The sequence below is a fragment of the Actinomadura kijaniata NBRC 14229 genome (genome assembly GCF_001552175.1).
GTDB lineage: Bacteria > Actinomycetota > Actinomycetes > Streptosporangiales > Streptosporangiaceae > Spirillospora > Spirillospora kijaniata.
The window spans coordinates 18631-33543 of record NZ_BCQR01000141.1 but is presented as its reverse complement, the minus strand read 5'-3'; the positions used below and the strand labels follow the sequence as shown (position 1 = coordinate 33543).

General features: G+C 72.7%; 17 protein-coding genes and 1 pseudogene. 10 read left to right on the top strand and 8 right to left on the bottom strand.

Annotated features, from left to right (window positions below; all coding sequences use genetic code 11):
- Positions 1-415, top strand: a pseudogene (locus AKI01S_RS52015) (hypothetical protein); the annotation flags it as partial.
- A 34-nt stretch (positions 416-449) separates the two neighbouring features.
- Here the strand turns inward: AKI01S_RS52015 and AKI01S_RS35505 are convergent.
- A complete protein-coding gene (locus tag AKI01S_RS35505) occupies positions 450-2258 on the bottom strand; it encodes a hydantoinase B/oxoprolinase family protein (protein ID WP_067827993.1) in 1809 nt (602 codons plus the stop codon).
- On the bottom strand, positions 2251-4308 hold the full coding sequence (locus AKI01S_RS35500) for a hydantoinase/oxoprolinase family protein (protein WP_067827990.1): 2058 nt from the start codon (positions 4306-4308) through the stop codon (positions 2251-2253). Before AKI01S_RS35500 ends, AKI01S_RS35505 begins: the two co-directional genes overlap by 8 nt.
- A 140-nt stretch (positions 4309-4448) precedes the next feature.
- Between AKI01S_RS35500 and AKI01S_RS35495 the strand changes: the two genes are divergently transcribed.
- The 4 genes from AKI01S_RS35495 to AKI01S_RS35480 all read left to right on the top strand — a co-directional run bounded on the left by AKI01S_RS35495 (position 4449) and on the right by AKI01S_RS35480 (position 7430).
- The gene (locus tag AKI01S_RS35495) at positions 4449-4823 is read left to right on the top strand and encodes an FKBP-type peptidyl-prolyl cis-trans isomerase (RefSeq protein WP_067827987.1); all 375 of its coding nucleotides are present in this window, start codon (positions 4449-4451) and stop codon (positions 4821-4823) included.
- A 100-nt stretch (positions 4824-4923) separates the two neighbouring features.
- Positions 4924-5898, top strand: a complete 975-nt coding sequence (locus tag AKI01S_RS35490) for an ABC transporter ATP-binding protein (RefSeq protein ID WP_067827983.1) — start codon at positions 4924-4926, stop codon at positions 5896-5898.
- The gene (locus AKI01S_RS35485; RefSeq protein WP_245681916.1) at positions 5895-6824 is read left to right on the top strand and encodes a DUF2705 family protein; all 930 of its coding nucleotides are present in this window, start codon (positions 5895-5897) and stop codon (positions 6822-6824) included. Before AKI01S_RS35490 ends, AKI01S_RS35485 begins: the two co-directional genes overlap by 4 nt.
- Positions 6825-6830: 6 nt before the next feature.
- Positions 6831-7430 carry a Pr6Pr family membrane protein gene (locus tag AKI01S_RS35480; RefSeq protein ID WP_067827980.1) on the top strand — a complete coding sequence of 200 codons (600 nt, stop codon included), beginning with the start codon at positions 6831-6833 and terminating at the stop codon, positions 7428-7430.
- Here AKI01S_RS35480 and AKI01S_RS35475 read toward each other — a convergent pair.
- Positions 7427-8038, bottom strand: coding sequence for an SRPBCC family protein (locus AKI01S_RS35475; protein WP_067827979.1), 612 nt, complete (start codon positions 8036-8038; stop codon positions 7427-7429). The genes AKI01S_RS35480 and AKI01S_RS35475 overlap by 4 nt on opposite strands.
- A 209-nt stretch (positions 8039-8247) precedes the next feature.
- Between AKI01S_RS35475 and AKI01S_RS35470 the strand changes: the two genes are divergently transcribed.
- Positions 8248-9081: a polysaccharide deacetylase family protein gene (locus tag AKI01S_RS35470; protein ID WP_067827976.1), complete on the top strand. Its 834-nt coding sequence runs from the start codon at positions 8248-8250 to the stop codon at positions 9079-9081.
- Positions 9082-9321: 240 nt separating this feature from the next.
- On the opposite strand, the gene AKI01S_RS35465 is transcribed toward AKI01S_RS35470, so the two are convergent.
- Entirely contained in the window at positions 9322-9945 is a 624-nt protein-coding gene (locus AKI01S_RS35465) for a maleylpyruvate isomerase N-terminal domain-containing protein (protein WP_067827973.1), read from the bottom strand.
- Positions 9942-10826: an NAD(P)-dependent oxidoreductase gene (locus AKI01S_RS35460; RefSeq protein WP_067827970.1), complete on the bottom strand. Its 885-nt coding sequence runs from the start codon at positions 10824-10826 to the stop codon at positions 9942-9944. The genes AKI01S_RS35465 and AKI01S_RS35460 overlap by 4 nt, the downstream gene beginning before the upstream one ends.
- Positions 10827-10946: 120 nt before the next feature.
- Between AKI01S_RS35460 and AKI01S_RS35455 the strand changes: the two genes are divergently transcribed.
- Positions 10947-11999, top strand: a complete 1053-nt coding sequence (locus AKI01S_RS35455) for a GlxA family transcriptional regulator (protein WP_067827967.1) — start codon at positions 10947-10949, stop codon at positions 11997-11999.
- A 12-nt stretch (positions 12000-12011) separates the two neighbouring features.
- On the opposite strand, the gene AKI01S_RS35450 is transcribed toward AKI01S_RS35455, so the two are convergent.
- Together AKI01S_RS35450 and AKI01S_RS35445 are read right to left on the bottom strand one after the other, a co-directional pair.
- On the bottom strand, positions 12012-12347 hold the full coding sequence (locus AKI01S_RS35450; protein ID WP_067827965.1) for a hypothetical protein: 336 nt from the start codon (positions 12345-12347) through the stop codon (positions 12012-12014).
- Positions 12348-12406: 59 nt separating this feature from the next.
- Complete coding sequence (locus AKI01S_RS35445; protein WP_169814069.1) at positions 12407-12781, bottom strand: ATP-binding protein; 375 nt, start codon at positions 12779-12781, stop codon at positions 12407-12409.
- Positions 12782-12897: 116 nt separating this feature from the next.
- On the opposite strand from AKI01S_RS35445, the gene AKI01S_RS35440 reads away from it, so the two are divergent.
- Positions 12898-13788: a helix-turn-helix domain-containing protein gene (locus AKI01S_RS35440; protein ID WP_084000572.1), complete on the top strand. Its 891-nt coding sequence runs from the start codon at positions 12898-12900 to the stop codon at positions 13786-13788.
- The gene (locus AKI01S_RS35435) at positions 13779-13967 is read left to right on the top strand and encodes a DUF397 domain-containing protein (protein WP_067827957.1); all 189 of its coding nucleotides are present in this window, start codon (positions 13779-13781) and stop codon (positions 13965-13967) included. Before AKI01S_RS35440 ends, AKI01S_RS35435 begins: the two co-directional genes overlap by 10 nt.
- A gap of 21 nt (positions 13968-13988) precedes the next feature.
- Here AKI01S_RS35435 and AKI01S_RS35430 read toward each other — a convergent pair whose 3' ends face one another.
- Positions 13989-14240: a DUF4873 domain-containing protein gene (locus AKI01S_RS35430; RefSeq protein WP_067827954.1), complete on the bottom strand. Its 252-nt coding sequence runs from the start codon at positions 14238-14240 to the stop codon at positions 13989-13991.
- A 166-nt stretch (positions 14241-14406) separates the two neighbouring features.
- On the opposite strand from AKI01S_RS35430, the gene AKI01S_RS35425 reads away from it, so the two are divergent.
- Positions 14407-14826 carry a DUF5959 family protein gene (locus AKI01S_RS35425; protein ID WP_067827951.1) on the top strand — a complete coding sequence of 140 codons (420 nt, stop codon included), beginning with the start codon at positions 14407-14409 and terminating at the stop codon, positions 14824-14826.
- Positions 14827-14913: the final 87 nt, after the last annotated feature.

Sequence of the window (14913 nt, the reverse complement as noted above, 5' to 3'; positions counted from 1 at the left end):
CCGGGCGGCGACCCGGCTGGCCGCCGGCTGGCCCGCGTTCGCCGATCCCGCGCCGCCCGCGCCGGGCCTCGACGACGAGCACGCGGCGTTCGCCCGGCGCGAGGCGGTGCTCGGCGCGGAGGTGGCCGAGGTGCTGCTGGACGGGACCCGCACGACCGGGCCGGCCGACCTCTACCAGGCGGAGGAGGTCCACGACTGCGGGCCGTACGTCACCGGCTTCCTGTCGGCGGCGCTGCTGGTCGACGACGCCGACCTGATGACCTCGCAGACCCGGTGGCTGGCGGACCTGCTGGAGGCCCGAGGCGTGGGCCGGGCCACACTCGCGTCCGCCTACGACAGGCTGGACGAACGCCTGGGATCGTTCCCCCGGGCCCGCCGCCTGCTGGCCACCGGCCGCGAACTGCTCCCGGCCTGACCCCGGGGCCGTGGCGGGACGCCGCTGAGGAGGCTCAGTCCAGGTCGGAGGAGGTGCGGCCGCCCGACAGCCGGGGGTAGCCGGGACCTCGGTCGAAGAACGGCGCCGGGCCGCGTTCGGCGCGCAGGCGGTCGCGGAGCCCGGCGGTGGCGGTCTCGTCCACGGTCCCGTCGTCCGCCAGGACCACGCCGTAGTCGTCGCGGGCCCCGGCGGCGGTGACCTTGCCGTCGCGGACGTCGGCGGCGACCAGGGCGGGGTCGCGGTCGAACGGGTCGCCCCACCCGCCGCCCCCGGTGGTGCGGATCCGGATGACCTGGCCCGCGCGGACGGGGAAGTCGTCCACCAGCCCGTCCATCTCCACGCCGTCGATGTCCACGCGGAACGGGCGGCCCGCGCGCCCGCCGTTGACGCCCCAGCACGACAGGATCGAACGGTCGGCGATCGACATGTAGTGGGCGTCGCGCAGCATCCGGATGTGTTTGTCGTAGCCGAGGCCGCCCCGGTGCGCGCCGGGGCCCCCGGAGTCTGCGGCCAGGCCGAGGCGTTCGACCCGCAGCGGCCAGCGGGCCTCGGCGAACTCGACGGGGATGTTGCGCGAGTCGGGCACGACGTGCACGGTGTCCTCCCCGTCGGCGTACGGGCGCCCGCCCGAGCCGCCGCCCAGCACCTCCCGCATCAGGTACGGGCCCCGGTCGTCCTCGCCGTACACGCCGGTGTAGCGGATGGTCTCCTGGTCGGCGGGCATCCGGCCGCCGGTCGCCTTGGCCAGCACCCCGGCCAGCACGCCCAGCAGCCGCAGGATGACGAACGTGCGGGCGTTGGTGGGCGCGGGGAAGACCGGGGTGAGCAGGGTGCCCTTGCCGGGGAAGCGCATCTCGACCAGCGGGACGACGCCCTCGTTCACGTCGAGTTCGGCGGCGCGTTCGGGGGTGTCGGCGAGGTTGCGCAGGATCGGCGCGAGCCACTTCTTGAGGAACACCCCGTCGGCGTAGTCGCCCGCGTGGTTGATCGGGCCCTTGGCCTGCGGGGACGTGCCGGTGAAGTCGATGACCAGCGGGACGGCGGCGCTCTTGTCCACCGTCAGGGTGATGCGCTGGGCGTGCAGGCGCGGCGGGTCCACGCCGTCGTGCTCGGCGTAGTCCTCCCACGCGTACGTCCCGTCGGGGATCTTGGCCAGGAGCTCGCGGCGGAACGTCCCGGTCGTCCGCTCGATGATCGCGTCGAAGCACCCCTCGACGGCGGCGCGCCCGTACCGGTCGAACACCTCGGCCAGGCGGCGCGCGCCCATCAGGCACGCGGAGCACTCGGCGTCCAGGTCCCCGGCCAGGGAGTCGGGCATGCGGGAGTTGCGGGTCATGATGCGCAGCGCGGCCTCGTTGGGCACGCCCCGGTCCCACAGCCTGATCGGCGGGACCATCAGGCCCTCCTCGAACGCGCTGCGGGCGTGGCTCGGCATCGAGCCGGGCACCGCGCCGCCGATGTCGTCGTGGTGCCCGAACGCCTGCACGAACGCCACCACCTCGCCACCGTGGAACACCGGCACCGTCACGCACAGGTCGGGCAGGTGGCCGATGCCGCCCTCCGACAGGTAGACGTCGTTGTGGAAGAACACGTCGCCGGGCCGCATCGTGTCCAGCGGGAAGTCCCGCACGACCGGCTGCACCAGCGCCGAATAGGAACGCCCGGTGAGCTTGCGCATCCGCCGGTCGTGGATCCCGGCGCGGAAGTCGTGCGCGTCGCGGATCATCGGGGACCGGGCGGTGCGCGCGATGGCGGTCTCGACCTCGCGCTCCACGGACGCCAGCGTCCCCTGGACGATCTCGATGAGGATCGGGTCAGTCACGTGTCACCACCAGGTTGCCGTGGGGATCGGTCCGGGCGCGGAAGCCGGGGTGCAGCGGCAGGGTCGAGCCGTACTCCTCGATCACGGCCGGTCCCTCGACCACGTCGCCGGGTTCCAGGGCGTCGCGGCGGTAGACCGGGGCGGGGGTCCAGTCGTCGAAGTAGACGTCGCGGACGCCGGTGCGGGCGCGTCCGGCGTCGCCGTCGCCGGCCGGGCGGGTGTCCAGGGCGGGGCGGACGATCGGGCCGACGCCCGAGACCCGCAGGTTCACCCACTCGACGGGGTGGCGGGTCGCGTCGTCGCGGTAGCAGTAGCCGTACAGCGCCTCGTGGGCGTCGTGGAAGCGGCGGACGACCTCGGCGCGGAACGCGTCGCCGACCGGGCCGGGCGGGGCGGCGACCCGCACCTCGAACGCCTGCCCGTGGTAGCGCAGGTCGGCCGAGCGCTCGAAGCGGCGGCGCCCGGCCGGGAACCCCTCGCGGTCCAGCGCGGCGGCGGCCTGGGCCTCCAGCTCGGCGTAGCCCGCGCCCAGTCCGGCGAGGTCGAGTTCGGCGTCGCGGGCGACGCGGGTGCGCACGTAGTCGTTGCGGACGTCGACGGTGAGCAGCCCGAACGCCGACAGGTTGCCCGGGTCGCGCGGGATCACGGCGGAGGGCAGGCCGAGCACGTCCAGCAGGCGGCACGCCAGCAGCGGCCCCGACCCGCCGAACGCCACCAGGGAGAAGTCCCGCACGTCCAGGCCCCGCCCGACGGTGATCCGGCGGATGGCGTTGGCCTGGTTCCAGGCGGAGATCTCCAGGATCCCGGCGGCGGCGCGCTCGGCCTCCAGCCCCAGGCGGCGGGCGAGGCGCTCGACGCCCAGGTGCGCGAGCAGCACGTCCAGCTCGATCCGGCCGCCCAGCAGGTGCGGCGGTATGCGGCCGAGCACGGCGTGGGCGTCGGTGACCGTCACCTCCTCGCCGCCGCGCCCGTAGCACAGCGGGCCGGGGTCGGCCCCGGCGCTGCGCGGCCCGACCTTCAGCGTGCCCTCGGGCGTCAGCTCCGCCACCGACCCGCCGCCCGCCCCGACCGTCACGATGTCGATCATCGGGATGCGGACCGGGTGCCGGCCGACCGCGCCCTCGGTGGTGAGGGCGGGCGCGCCGTCCAGCACCACGGCCACGTCGGTGGAGGTGCCGCCGCCGTCCAGGGTGACCACCGACCGGTGGCCGCCGGCGGCGGCCACGAACGCCGCGCCCAGCGCCCCGGCGGCCGGGCCGGACAGGACCGTGGCGATCGGCTGGCGGGCCGCCTCGTCGGCGGACACGACGCCGCCGTTGCTCTTCATCACCAGCGGCCGGGCGGGGGCGCGTCCGGTGATCCGGCCCAGGTAGCGGCTCACGGCGGGTTTCACGGCGGCGTCGACGAGGGTGGTGACCGACCGTTCGTACTCGCGGTACTCGCGCAGCACCTCGCACGACAGCGACACCACCGCGTCCGGGTGCTCGCGCCGCAGCACCTCCCGCATCGCCAGCTCGTGGCGGGGGTCGGCGTAGGAGTGCAGGAAGCACACCCCGATCGCGCCGATCCCCCGCTCCCGGAACCAGCGGGCCGCCGCGACCGCCCCGGCCTCGTCGAACGGCCGCACCTCCGCGCCGGTGGCGTCCAGCCGCCCGCCGACCGTCCGCACCCGGTGCGCGGGCACGATCCGGGGCGGTTTGACCCAGAAGTAGGAGTTGCCGTACCCGTCGGGGACGCTCTGCCGGGCGATCTCCAGCACGGCCTCGAAGCCCTCGGTGGTGACGAACCCCAGGTCGTCGATCCGGTCCTCCAGCAGCCGGTTGGTCGCGACGGTCGTGCCGTGCGCCAGCGCCGCCACCGCGTCCGCCGCCGCCTCGCCCGGTCCCAGGGCCAGGTCCAGCGCCAGCGCGACGGCGGTGCCGAACCCCTCGGCGGGGTCGGCCGGGGTGGACGGCGTCTTCGCCGTGACGATCCGGCCGGTGTCCTCGTCCAACGCCACCACGTCGGTGAACGTCCCGCCGGTGTCGATGCCGATCCGCAGCCGCGCCATTCCCCAGACATACCGGCACCGGCCCCGCCGGGAAACCGTCGGTTCCTGCCAGGCGGAGCGCCGGTTCTTCGGCAGGACGCACCCGCCGCTACGCTGGACCGTCCGAACGACCGTACGTCTACGAGCATGGAGCCCAGGCAATGGCGCTTGACCGCCCTGAGATCGACTTCCCCGAGGGCCAGCCGCCCCAGATCCTCGACATCACCGACATCGAAGTCGGGGACGGCCCGGAGGCCACCAAGGGCTCCACCGTCTCCATGCAGTACGTGGGCGTGTCCTGGTCCACCGGCGAGGAGTTCGACGCCTCCTGGAACCGCGGCGCCCCGTTCACCTTCACCATCGGCGAGGGCCGCGTCATCAAGGGCTGGGACATGGGCATCCCCGGCATGAAGGTCGGCGGCCGCCGCAAGCTGGTGATCCCCCCGCACCTGGCCTACGGCGACCGCAGCCCCAGCCCGCGGATCAAGCCGGGCGAAACGCTGATCTTCGTGGTGGACCTGGTCGAGGTGCACTGACCCGCGAACAGCCCAAACGGCGGCCAACCGGGAGTCAAATCCTCCTCCGGTTGGCCGCCGTCCCCGTTTCCGCCCCGTAGGGCGTCGGTATCGACACATCATGATCGAGGCGCGGGGGCTGACGAAGCGGTTCGGGAGCAAGCTCGCGGTCAACCAGGTGAGCTTCACCGTGCTCCCCGGCCAGGTCACCGGCTTCCTGGGTCCCAACGGCGCGGGCAAGTCCACCACCATGCGCATGATCCTCGGTCTGGACCGGCCCACCGCCGGGCACGTCACCGTCAACGGCCGCCACTACAGCCGCCTCGCCGCGCCGCTGCGCGAGGTCGGGGCACTGCTGGACGCCAAGTCCGTGCACGGGGGCCGCAGCGCCCACCACCACCTGCTGTGCCTCGCCCAGAGCAACGGCATCCCGCGCGAGCGCGTGGACGAGGTGCTGGACATGGTCGGTCTGCAGGCCGTGGCCCGCAAACCCACGCGGGGGTTCTCGCTGGGCATGGGCCAGCGGCTCGGCATCGCGGCGGCGCTGCTGGGCGACCCGGCCGTGCTGATGTTCGACGAGCCGGTCAACGGCCTGGACCCCGAGGGCATCCACTGGATCCGCGGCCTGATGCGCAAGCTCGCCGCCGAGGGCCGCACCGTCTTCGTCTCCAGCCACCTGATGAGCGAGATGGCGATCACCGCCGACCATCTGGTCGTCATCGGCCAGGGCCGCATCCTCGCCGACACCGACATGCAGGACTTCATCGACCGCAACGCCACCAGCCACGTGCTGGTCCGCTCCCCGCAGATGTCGGAGCTGGGGCCGCTGATGGCCGCGCGGGGCTGGCGGGTGGAGATGGTCGCCGACCTCTCGCTGAAGGTGTTCGGCGCGCGCGCCGCCGAGATCGGCGACCTGGCCGCCGACCACGGCATGCGGCTGCACGAGCTCGCCACCGTCCAGCCGTCGCTGGAGGAGGCGTTCATGCAGCTCACCGGGGATGTCGTCGAGTACCACGCGGGGCTTCCCGAACCGCCGCCACCGCCACCGCCGCTCGGGGACGCGCCCGCACCGCCCGGGAACGGAGACCTCCCATGAGCGACAAGACTCCGCACGACCCGACGCCCGACGACGCGGCCCCGAACGGCGCGGCCCCGAACGGCGCGGCGCTGGAGGACACCAGGCCGAGCCGCAGGGGGATGGAGGACACGAAGCCGCGCAGGCCCGCGCCGCGCGAGCTCACGCCGCGGGCCTCGTTCGCGAACGTCCTGCTGTCGGAGTGGACCAAGATCCGCACGGTGAAGTCGACGTTCTGGACGCTGCTGTCGGGCGCGGCCGTGGTGGTCGGGTTCTCGGCGCTGTTCGCGCTGGCGTTCACCTCCTCCTACGACGACCTGCCGCCCGCGGAGCGCGCGACGGTCGTGCCGACCAGCCCGATGCAGATCGCCTTCTACTTCGGCATGGTGATCTTCGGGGTGCTGGGCGTGCTGGTGATCACCGGGGAGTACGCCACCGGCATGATCCGCACCGCGCTGACGGCGATGCCGCGCCGCCCCGAGTACCTGCTGGCCAAGGCGGTGGTGCTGGCGCTGGTGGTGCTGGTGGCCGGGCTGGTGGTGTCGTTCCTGTCGTTCTTCGTCAGCCAGGCCGTGCTGTCGGCCAAGAACCTGGACGGGTCGCTGGGCGACGAGGGCGTGCTGCGCGCGGTCATCGGCGGCGGCCTTTACCTGACGTTGATCGCGCTGCTGGCGCTGGGCGTCGGGGTGATCCTGCGGCACACCTCCGGGTCGGTGGTGACCGTGTTCCTGGTGCTGTTCGTGCTGGGCATCGTGGGCGGGTTCCTGCCCGGCGAGTGGGGCGCGACGATCGCCAAGTACCTGCCGTCGAACGCGGGCGGCGCGATCCTGCTGCCGCGCGCGGAGGAGGGGTCGCTGGAGCCCTGGACGGGCCTCGGGCTGTTCGCCCTGTACGCGCTCGTGGTGCTGGTGGTGGCCCTGGTGCTGTTCCAGAGCCGGGACGCGTGAGATCCGGTGCGCCCGCTGTCGACGTGCTGGCGGCTGGCGTTCGGGGTGCTGGCGCTGTGGACCATGGGCTTCTGCTTCGCGGCGCGCCACCCCAGCGTGGACGCGGTCGACTTCTTCAGCTACTTCACCGTGCTCAGCAACGTCATCGGCGGCGGCGCGCTGCTGGCCGGGGCGGTGCCCGGCTGGCGGGACACCGCCTGGGCGGACGGGCTGCGCGGGGCCGCCGCCCTCTACCTGGTGATCACCGGGGCGGTGTACGCGCTGGTGCTGGACGGGCCGGTCACCACCTGGGCGGGCTGGGTCCAGCACCGGGTCATGCCGGTGGTGGCGCCGCTGGACTGGCTGGCGCTGGCGCCCCGGCGGCTGCCCGCCCGGCGGACGCTGGCGTGCTGGCTGGCGTTCCCGCTGCTGTACCTGGTGTACGTGCTGGCGCACGGCGCGGCGACCCGCTGGTACCCCTATCCGTTCCTGGACGTCCGCCGCCACGGCTACGAGATCGTCACCGGGTACACCGTGGGCATCGGGGCGGCGTTCGTGACGGTCGCGGCGCTGCTGCTGGGCGGCGCGGGCCTGCGCCGCCGCGCCCCGTCCCGGGGGACGCCCTAACGGGCCGCGCGCCGTCCTATCAGGTAGCCGACGACGACCCCGGCGAGCGCGACAGCCCCGCCCGCCGCGAACGCGCCGAGCGTTCCGGGCACGACCGGCTCGGGGCGTCCGGCGTAGACCGTTCCGGCGGGGGCGGCCTCGGCGGCGGTCGCGGGGACGGCGGCGGGCTCGGGCGCGGTCAGGGCCTCCTCGACGGCGGCGAAGAACTCCCCCGCGGTCCGTTTGGCGGCCCCGGCCAGCATCCGCTGCCCCACCCCGCCGACCATGCCGCCGACCACCGCGTCGGCGTCGTAGCCGATCCGGGTCGCCCCCGGCTCCTCGGTCAGCGTCACCCGCACCGTCGCCTCGACCGTGCCGGGCGCCCCCTGGCCCCGGGCGCGCAGCGTGAACGCGTTCGGCGGGTCGGGATCGGTCAGCTCGACCCGCCCGGTGTAGGTGCCCTTGATCGAGGCGACCCCGGCGGTGATCGTCATCGCGTAGGAGTCGGGCCCGACCGTCTCCAGGGACCGGCAGCCCGGGATCGTCCGGGCCAGCACGGCCGGATTCCGCAACGCGTCCCAGACCCGCGCGCGCGGCGCGGTCACGCTGGCAGTGCCGGTCACCCTCATGTCCCGACGGTAGCCCGGCCGGGGGGCGTCCCGAAGGGCAAGTGCTGCCGACCGCGCGCCGAAGACTCGTCAGATCCCCACGGACATACCACCCACGGCCGAAAATCTCATGAAAAGATCCTGCGTAGTGGATGAACTCCGCCGCGGTGCGCCGCGTCAACCGATGCGGAACCACGGTGACGGCTCGACGAGACGGGGGAACGGCGCCGATGCGAGGGAAGATGCCCGTGCTGGCCACGGTGGCGGCCGGGGTGATCGGCGTGGTGGCGGGCGGCTGGCCCGCGGTGCGGGGCGGCGTGCCGGGCGGCGGCCCGGCCTCCTCGGTGAGGACCGAGCTGAGCGCGGTGCTCGCCGACCAGGAGTGGGAGCGGCCCAAGCCCGGGACCTGGACGCCGCCCAAGCCCGACCCGAGCGGCCTGCCGCCGATCATCACCAACATCCCGACCCAGGAGAAGGTCGTCTTCCTGACGATCGACGACGGCTACGAGTACGACCCGGAGTTCGTCAACATCGTCCGCCGCGAGAAGGTCCCGATCATGACGTTCCTGACCACGGTCTACGTCAAGAACCAGGGACAGTACTTCTGGGCGCTGCGCAACGCGGGCTCGCGCATGGAGAACCACACCGTCAGCCACAAGAACATGCGCGCCCTGTCGGCCGAGGGCCAGCGCCAGCAGATCTGCGACGCCTCCGACACCATCGCCCGGCAGTACGGCCGCCGCCCGGAGATCTTCCGGCCGCCGTTCGGGGCCCAGAACGACATCACCCGCCAGGTCGCCAAGGAGTGCGGCATCAAGTCGATCCTGCTGTGGTCGGCGGAGTACTACAACGGCACCACATCCCCCAGGGGGGTCCGGGACGCGTTCGTGCGCGGCGACGGCGGCCAGGGCTTCAAGCCGGGCGACATCGTCCTGATGCACTTCCGTAAGGGCCTGGCCGGCCAGCTCCAGACGATCCTGGGCTGGATCCGCCAGCAGGGCTTCCGGCCCGCCGCCGTGGAGAACTACCTGCCCAGGTCGCTCGGCGGCAACGCCCCGGGCTGATACCGCGCAAGCCGGGACGATTCCCGGTTACCCGGTGACACGGACGCCCGCGGGTCTAGGGTTCACACGCTGGCGGGGTTGAGGTCCCCCGCTCCCCGAGCAACCCCGCCAGCATCACCCCAGGGTTGAGGTCCCCCACCCCGCTGATCTCCGGCCGAGCAACCCCGCCAGCATCACCCCAGGGTCGAGGTCCCCCACCCCGCTGATCTCCGGCCGAGCAACCCCGCCGACATCACCCGTTCAGCGCACGGTCCCGTCCCACTGCCAGCCCGCCCGCCTGGGCAGTCCGGGCAGCGGAACGCGGCCCGTGCACCACAGCAGGGCGTCCGACGGAGCGTGCCCCGGCGGGGTCTCGGGGAAGAGCCGGGCGAGGACGGCGGCGGCCGCGCCGTCCGGCGGGGTCCACGGCACGCCGAGGGCCTGGACGATGTCGTGGGTGTGCAACACCAGCTCCGTGATCCCCATGGCGGCGAACCCGGTGCGGTCGGAGTGGCCCCACGGGTGCCAGGCGCGCGCGTCGGCGGACGCGTTCCGGACGGTCGACTCCAGGAGGGAGGCGGCGATCCCGACGCCCTCCAGGCAGGCCGGGACGGGGGCCTGAGCGTCGAGCGAGGCGAACAGCGTGATGTAGCGGTCGGTGGGCCGGGCGATGAGCAGGCCGGCGTAGCCGACCAGCCCGAGGGCGAGGTGATCGAGCGTCTGGCGGCACGTCCAGTCCAGGTCGCGGGCCGGACGCGTCCAGTCCGCACCGGCCGCGCCGAGCATGACGTCGAGGCACTCGTCGGCGGTGGCCGCCAGCAGGTCCGCCCAGGGCGTTCCGGCGGCCGGAGGCGCCGGAACGCCGCGCAGGGTCGGCGCCGTCACCCCTCCTCCTTCCGCGTCCGCAGGACCTCGATCACGCTCGCGTAGCTGTCGGAGCCGTGGCCCGCGTCCCTGGTCCTCTCCATGGCGGTCTTCAGCAGCTCGGGCAGGGCGTTGTCGATCCCGCGGGACTCGGCGGCGTGGATGAGGTGGCCGATGGCCGCGATCTGCACGTCGACGGTGGCGTCGTCGCCCGGGTAACGCCCGGCGTCCACCTGCGGCGCGTACGTGGTCAGGAACCCGCCCACGGCCGTCAGCCAGCGCAGCGCGACGGGGGTGAAGTCCGTGGCCGGCGTGCCGTCCGCGCCGACCAGCGCGGTGCCGTGCAGCCAGCCCGTCATCGTCGCCCACATCAGGCCGAGCAGGGCGGCGTCGTAGAGCGAGGCCAGGCCCGGGTTCTCCCCCAGGTGCAGGGGGTCGCCCAGGGCCGCCAGCGTCGGGCGGTGCGACTCGAAGACGGCCCGCGGGCCGCTGTACAGGAACATCATCTCGGCGCTGCCGACACCGGGCGGAGTGGTCATGATCGCGCCGTCGAGGTAGTCGGCGCCGCGCTCCCGGGCCCACCCGACCGCCTCGTGCGCCTGCTCCGGCGCGCCGGAGGTGAGGTTGACCAGGGCCCTGCCCGCCAGCGCGTCCGCCTCCCCGTCGAGGACGGCGTACAGCGCCGCGTAGTCGAGCACGCAGGCGATCACGAGCGGGCTCGCCGCGACCGCCTCCCCGGGCGTCGCGGCCAGGCGCGCGCCCCGCTCGACCAGGGGCTCGGCCTTGCCCGGCGAACGGTTCCACACGGTGGTCGGGTGACCGCGGTCGAGCAGCGCGGCGGCCAGCGCCGACCCCATCGACCCCAGCCCGATGACCGTCACGGCCGGCTTGTCAGAACTCATCTCACGACTCCCTGTCGCTTCGCACGGAGAACACGTGCGGATCACGCTCGCAGGGGGCCGGACGCCGCGACAGTGACAGGAATGACGGCCATCACCAAATTCCTGCCATAGGCTGCGGGCATGAGCGCCGGTTCTGTCGCCGTGGTCGTGACCGAGGACATCGACGTCCCCTCCTGGGACCTCTACGAGCTGAGCATCCCGTGCACCGTCTTCGGGAAGCCGCAGCCCGACCTGGCCGACCCCTGGTACGACCTGCGGCTGTGCGGGACCGGGGCCCGGGACGGGCACGGCGCGGCGCCCGGCGCGGGCCTCGCGCTGCGGACCCCCTACGGCCTGGACGACCTGGCCGGCGCGGACACCGTCATCGTCCCCTCGGTGCCCGACGCCTGCGTCGAGGACGGCGCGCCGTTCCCACCGGCGCTGATCGCGGCGCTGCGGCGCGCGTACGACGCGGGCGCCCGCATGGTCTCCCTGTGCACCGGCGCGTTCGCGCTCGCCGAGGCCGGGATCCTGGACGGGCGCCGCGCCACCGCCCACTGGATGCACACCGCCCAGCTCGCCGAGCGCTACCCGAAGGTGCGGGTCGACGCCTCGGTGCTGTACGTGGACGACGGCGACGTGCTGACCAGCGCCGGGCTGACCGCCGGGCTCGACCTGTGCCTGCACCTGGTCCGCCGTGACCTGGGCGCGCACGTCGCCAACCAGCTCGCCCGCCGGATGGTCGTGCCCGCCCACCGGTCCGGCGGCCAGGCGCAGTTCATCCACATGTCCGTGCCGGACACCGACGACGAGGGGATCGGCCCCGTCCTCGACTGGGCCCGGAGCCACCTGGACCGCCCGCTGACGGTCCAGGACCTGGCGCGCCGCGCCGCGATGAGCCCGCGGACCTTCCACCGCAGGCTCCAGGCGGCCACCGGGACCACCCCGCTCCAGTGGCTGCTGAACCAGCGCCTGGGACGGGCCCAGCACCTGCTGGAATCGACGGACCTCCCGATCGAGAGGATCGGGGAGCTGACCGGCCTCGGCACGGCCAACAACCTCCGCCACCACTTCCTCAGGCATGTGGGGGTCTCCCCGGGCGAGTACCGGCGGGCCTTCCCCCGGACGGCGCCCGAGCCGTCCCCTCTCTCCCCGGCGGGCCGTCCCAGGGCCTCCGCCGCGCGAACGGGCTGACGGGCGGGCCGGTCAGCCGGAGAACCTCCGCGCGAGGTCCCGGTACCATTCCGCGACCCGGGCCGCCTGGTCGGCGGTGAAGGCCGCACCGGGGGCCCGGCCCAGGGACTCGACCTGGTCGGCCAGGCGCAGATGCTCCCGGTGCGCGTGTTCCCGGCACGCCAGGCAGGTGACGCTCTCGGGGCGGGGAGAGGTCATCGCGTAGGGCACCTGGCGTCCGCAGCCCGTCGTGACGACGGCCGGGGCGTCGCCCACGAGGCCGAACGTCGATGCGAGCACGTCGCGGACGGCGGCACCGGCCTCCGCCACCTTCCGGTCGACATGGATGTGGGGGTCGGTCTCCGCCATCTGAGTCCGCTCCTCCGCCTGAGACGTCGAAAACCAGGCTAACGGGGCGGCGCGCGGTGTCATCCCGCCGTTCCCCTCATGACGGCGTACACGGCCTTGCCCCCGGAGCGCAGGTGCCAGAAGCCCCAGGCGGCCGTGAGCTCGGCGACGATCGCCAGGCCCCGCCCGGAGAACGAGTCCACCGTCAACGGCACGACGCGGGGCTCGGCATCGCCCCCGTCCCGGACCTCCACCACCGGCCCGCCCGCCGACAGGTAGAGCCGGACGGAGATGGCCTCCCCCGGCGCGCTGCCGTGCTTGTGGGCGTTGGTGACCAGCTCGGTCACCACGAGCAGGGCGACCCCGACGACGCAGGGTTCGAAACCCTTGGCGTCGAACCATCCCCGCGCGAAATCCCGCGCGCTTTTGATCGCCTCCGGCACCGAAGTGATCATCAGAATGGACGGTTCGGACAGTGCGGACGGAGGCGGCCGCAACGGACTGGAGATCATGCCAACCACCTCCGGATGGTGACTCCCGGTCGCTTTCCCGTAACGCACTCCATCCACGCATGGCGCACCGTAACGTGATAGCGAACACCGCCCAGACAGTCAGTTCACGCCACTACGGTCCAGCGGTTGAGTTCATCTCGGTTCAGTCGAAGGAGCAGATGATGGGAAAGGTCCAGCCCACACCGGGAACGCTCCGTTTCGGCGCGACCGTCAACGAACACCGCGAGGCCGCGAAGATCACCCGCGCGCAACTGGCCGCCAGGTTCCCGGTCAGCCCGACCTACATCGGCCGCATCATCAAAGGCACCACACGCTGCACCCGGGAGAACGCCGAAAAACTCGACGCCTTCCTCAACGCGGGTGGCGAGATAGTGAAGTCTTGGAAGAAGTACGTGGAGGGCAGCGACCTTCCCCAGGCGATAATCGACTACTCCGAGTCCGAGGGAACGGCCGTGATGCTGCGGTCCGTGCAAGTGATGTACATCGACGGGCTGCTGCAGTCGGAACCGTACGCCCGAGCCCTCCTCGGCTCCGACAACGCCGTCCAGACCCGGCTCGCACGCCAGCGGATCCTGACCCGGGCGACCCCGCCGACCCTGTGCGTCATCCTCGACGAGAGCACGCTCTACCGCGAAGTGGGTTCGCGCGAGGTGATGCGCGACCAGATGGCCCATCTCCTGGAGCTCTCGGAACGGGACAACATCGTTCTCCAGATCGCCCGTTATTCGAACTACCGCAGTCTGGGATTCAACTCTTCATATGCGCTGGCGACCCAGGCGGACATGATGGTCACAGGTTTTCTGGACGCGGCCATCGACGGAGAGACCGTGCGTTCGCACAAAATCCTGTCGGAGCTTGCGAACATCTTCGCTATACTGCAAGGACGAGCCTTGAACATAGAGGACTCACGCTCGTTCATCCGAAAGGTTCTAGAAGAGCAATGGACTTGAGCGCCCCGATCTGGAGGAAGTCGACTCACAGTGGCGCGACCGAAGGCTCTCATTGCGTTGAAGTGGCGTCTTTCCCTCACGCCGTCGCCGTTCGAGACAGCAAGGACCCGAACGGGCCGTTCCTGCTCGTCGGCCGTGAGAGCGCCCGCATGCTGTCCGAGCAGATCAAGAACTCCTAGCGGGCGAGCCGGGCGGCCCGCTCAGGCGAAGGGCGGCGGACCGCTTCCGACCAGCGTGACGACGTCGGACCAGGCCGCCGAGCCACCGAGCGTGACCTGTCCCTCGCGGCCGTCGGGAAGCCTCAGCGTCCGGTCGGGGGAACCGGCGTCGTCGAAGTCGTCGATCGTCACGGTCCCGGACCATTCCCGCTGCTTGGCGCGCAGGTCGACGTAGACCTCGATCTCGGCCCCGTCGCTGCTGATCAGGGTGGCGGGCCCCCGGTAGCGGCTCACGGTCGGGCCGCCACGGTGGCACTGGCATGGAGTGTGTTCATGAAAACGCACTGTAGTGCCCGGGTCGGACATTCTCGGTGAGCTAGGCACGGCGGCCACGGCCGGGACTCGTATCCTCTGTGAACCGCTGCGCCGCCAGTGGCCGGTGTGACTCGGAGGGACACCCGTGGAGCTGGTCAGGTTCGACGATGGGGAGAACAGCGTCATCGTGGAGATCGTCGGTTCCGATCCTCGGGGGAGCCTCGAAGCCCAGATCACGGCGACCAGCGAGTTCGCTCATGGCCGTCTGGACGAGGTCTTCCTCCTCAACGAGGACCTGGACGAATGGGCGACGGTCCTGGACTCCCTGTCCGCCGGGCGTCCAGCCGCATGGATGGAGGAGGGCCGGGGCCCTCAGATGAGGATCGTTCCCGTCGAGTTCCATGGTCCGGCCGGGCCGCGGGCGGCGGCCGAGATCACCGTCAAGGACGCTGTCGGGTCGCTGACCTCGGTGACCCTGCCGGTGAGCCTTCCCCACGACTGGGTCGAAGACCACCGTGGCAGGCTCGAACGTGCCCGGACGCTCCTGAGGCGGCCCAGCCGCTGAAGGCAGGCGCACCCGGTACCCGTCGACGGGTTCCTTCGGTGTGAGGGTTGGGGCGCGGCTCGAACGGTGGCCCGGGGGCGGTTCCGG

Excerpts from the sequence above, each read along its gene's own strand:
- AKI01S_RS35485 (WP_245681916.1), top strand. The coding sequence starts at position 5,895 with ATGAGCGACAAGACTCCGCACGACCCGACGCCCGACGACGCGGCCCCG.
- AKI01S_RS35500 (WP_067827990.1), bottom strand. The coding sequence starts at position 4,308 with ATGGCGCGGCTGCGGATCGGCATCGACACCGGCGGGACGTTCACCGAC.
- AKI01S_RS35470 (WP_067827976.1), top strand. The coding sequence starts at position 8,248 with ATGCGAGGGAAGATGCCCGTGCTGGCCACGGTGGCGGCCGGGGTGATC.
- AKI01S_RS35450 (WP_067827965.1), bottom strand. The coding sequence starts at position 12,347 with ATGGCGGAGACCGACCCCCACATCCATGTCGACCGGAAGGTGGCGGAG.
- AKI01S_RS35475 (WP_067827979.1), bottom strand. The coding sequence starts at position 8,038 with ATGAGGGTGACCGGCACTGCCAGCGTGACCGCGCCGCGCGCGCGGGTC.
- AKI01S_RS35445 (WP_169814069.1), bottom strand. The coding sequence starts at position 12,781 with ATGATCACTTCGGTGCCGGAGGCGATCAAAAGCGCGCGGGATTTCGCG.
- AKI01S_RS35495 (WP_067827987.1), top strand. The coding sequence starts at position 4,449 with ATGGCGCTTGACCGCCCTGAGATCGACTTCCCCGAGGGCCAGCCGCCC.
- AKI01S_RS35455 (WP_067827967.1), top strand. The coding sequence starts at position 10,947 with ATGAGCGCCGGTTCTGTCGCCGTGGTCGTGACCGAGGACATCGACGTC.
- AKI01S_RS35490 (WP_067827983.1), top strand. The coding sequence starts at position 4,924 with ATGATCGAGGCGCGGGGGCTGACGAAGCGGTTCGGGAGCAAGCTCGCG.
- AKI01S_RS35440 (WP_084000572.1), top strand. The coding sequence starts at position 12,898 with ATGGCGCACCGTAACGTGATAGCGAACACCGCCCAGACAGTCAGTTCA.
- AKI01S_RS35460 (WP_067827970.1), bottom strand. The coding sequence starts at position 10,826 with ATGAGTTCTGACAAGCCGGCCGTGACGGTCATCGGGCTGGGGTCGATG.
- AKI01S_RS35435 (WP_067827957.1), top strand. The coding sequence starts at position 13,779 with ATGGACTTGAGCGCCCCGATCTGGAGGAAGTCGACTCACAGTGGCGCG.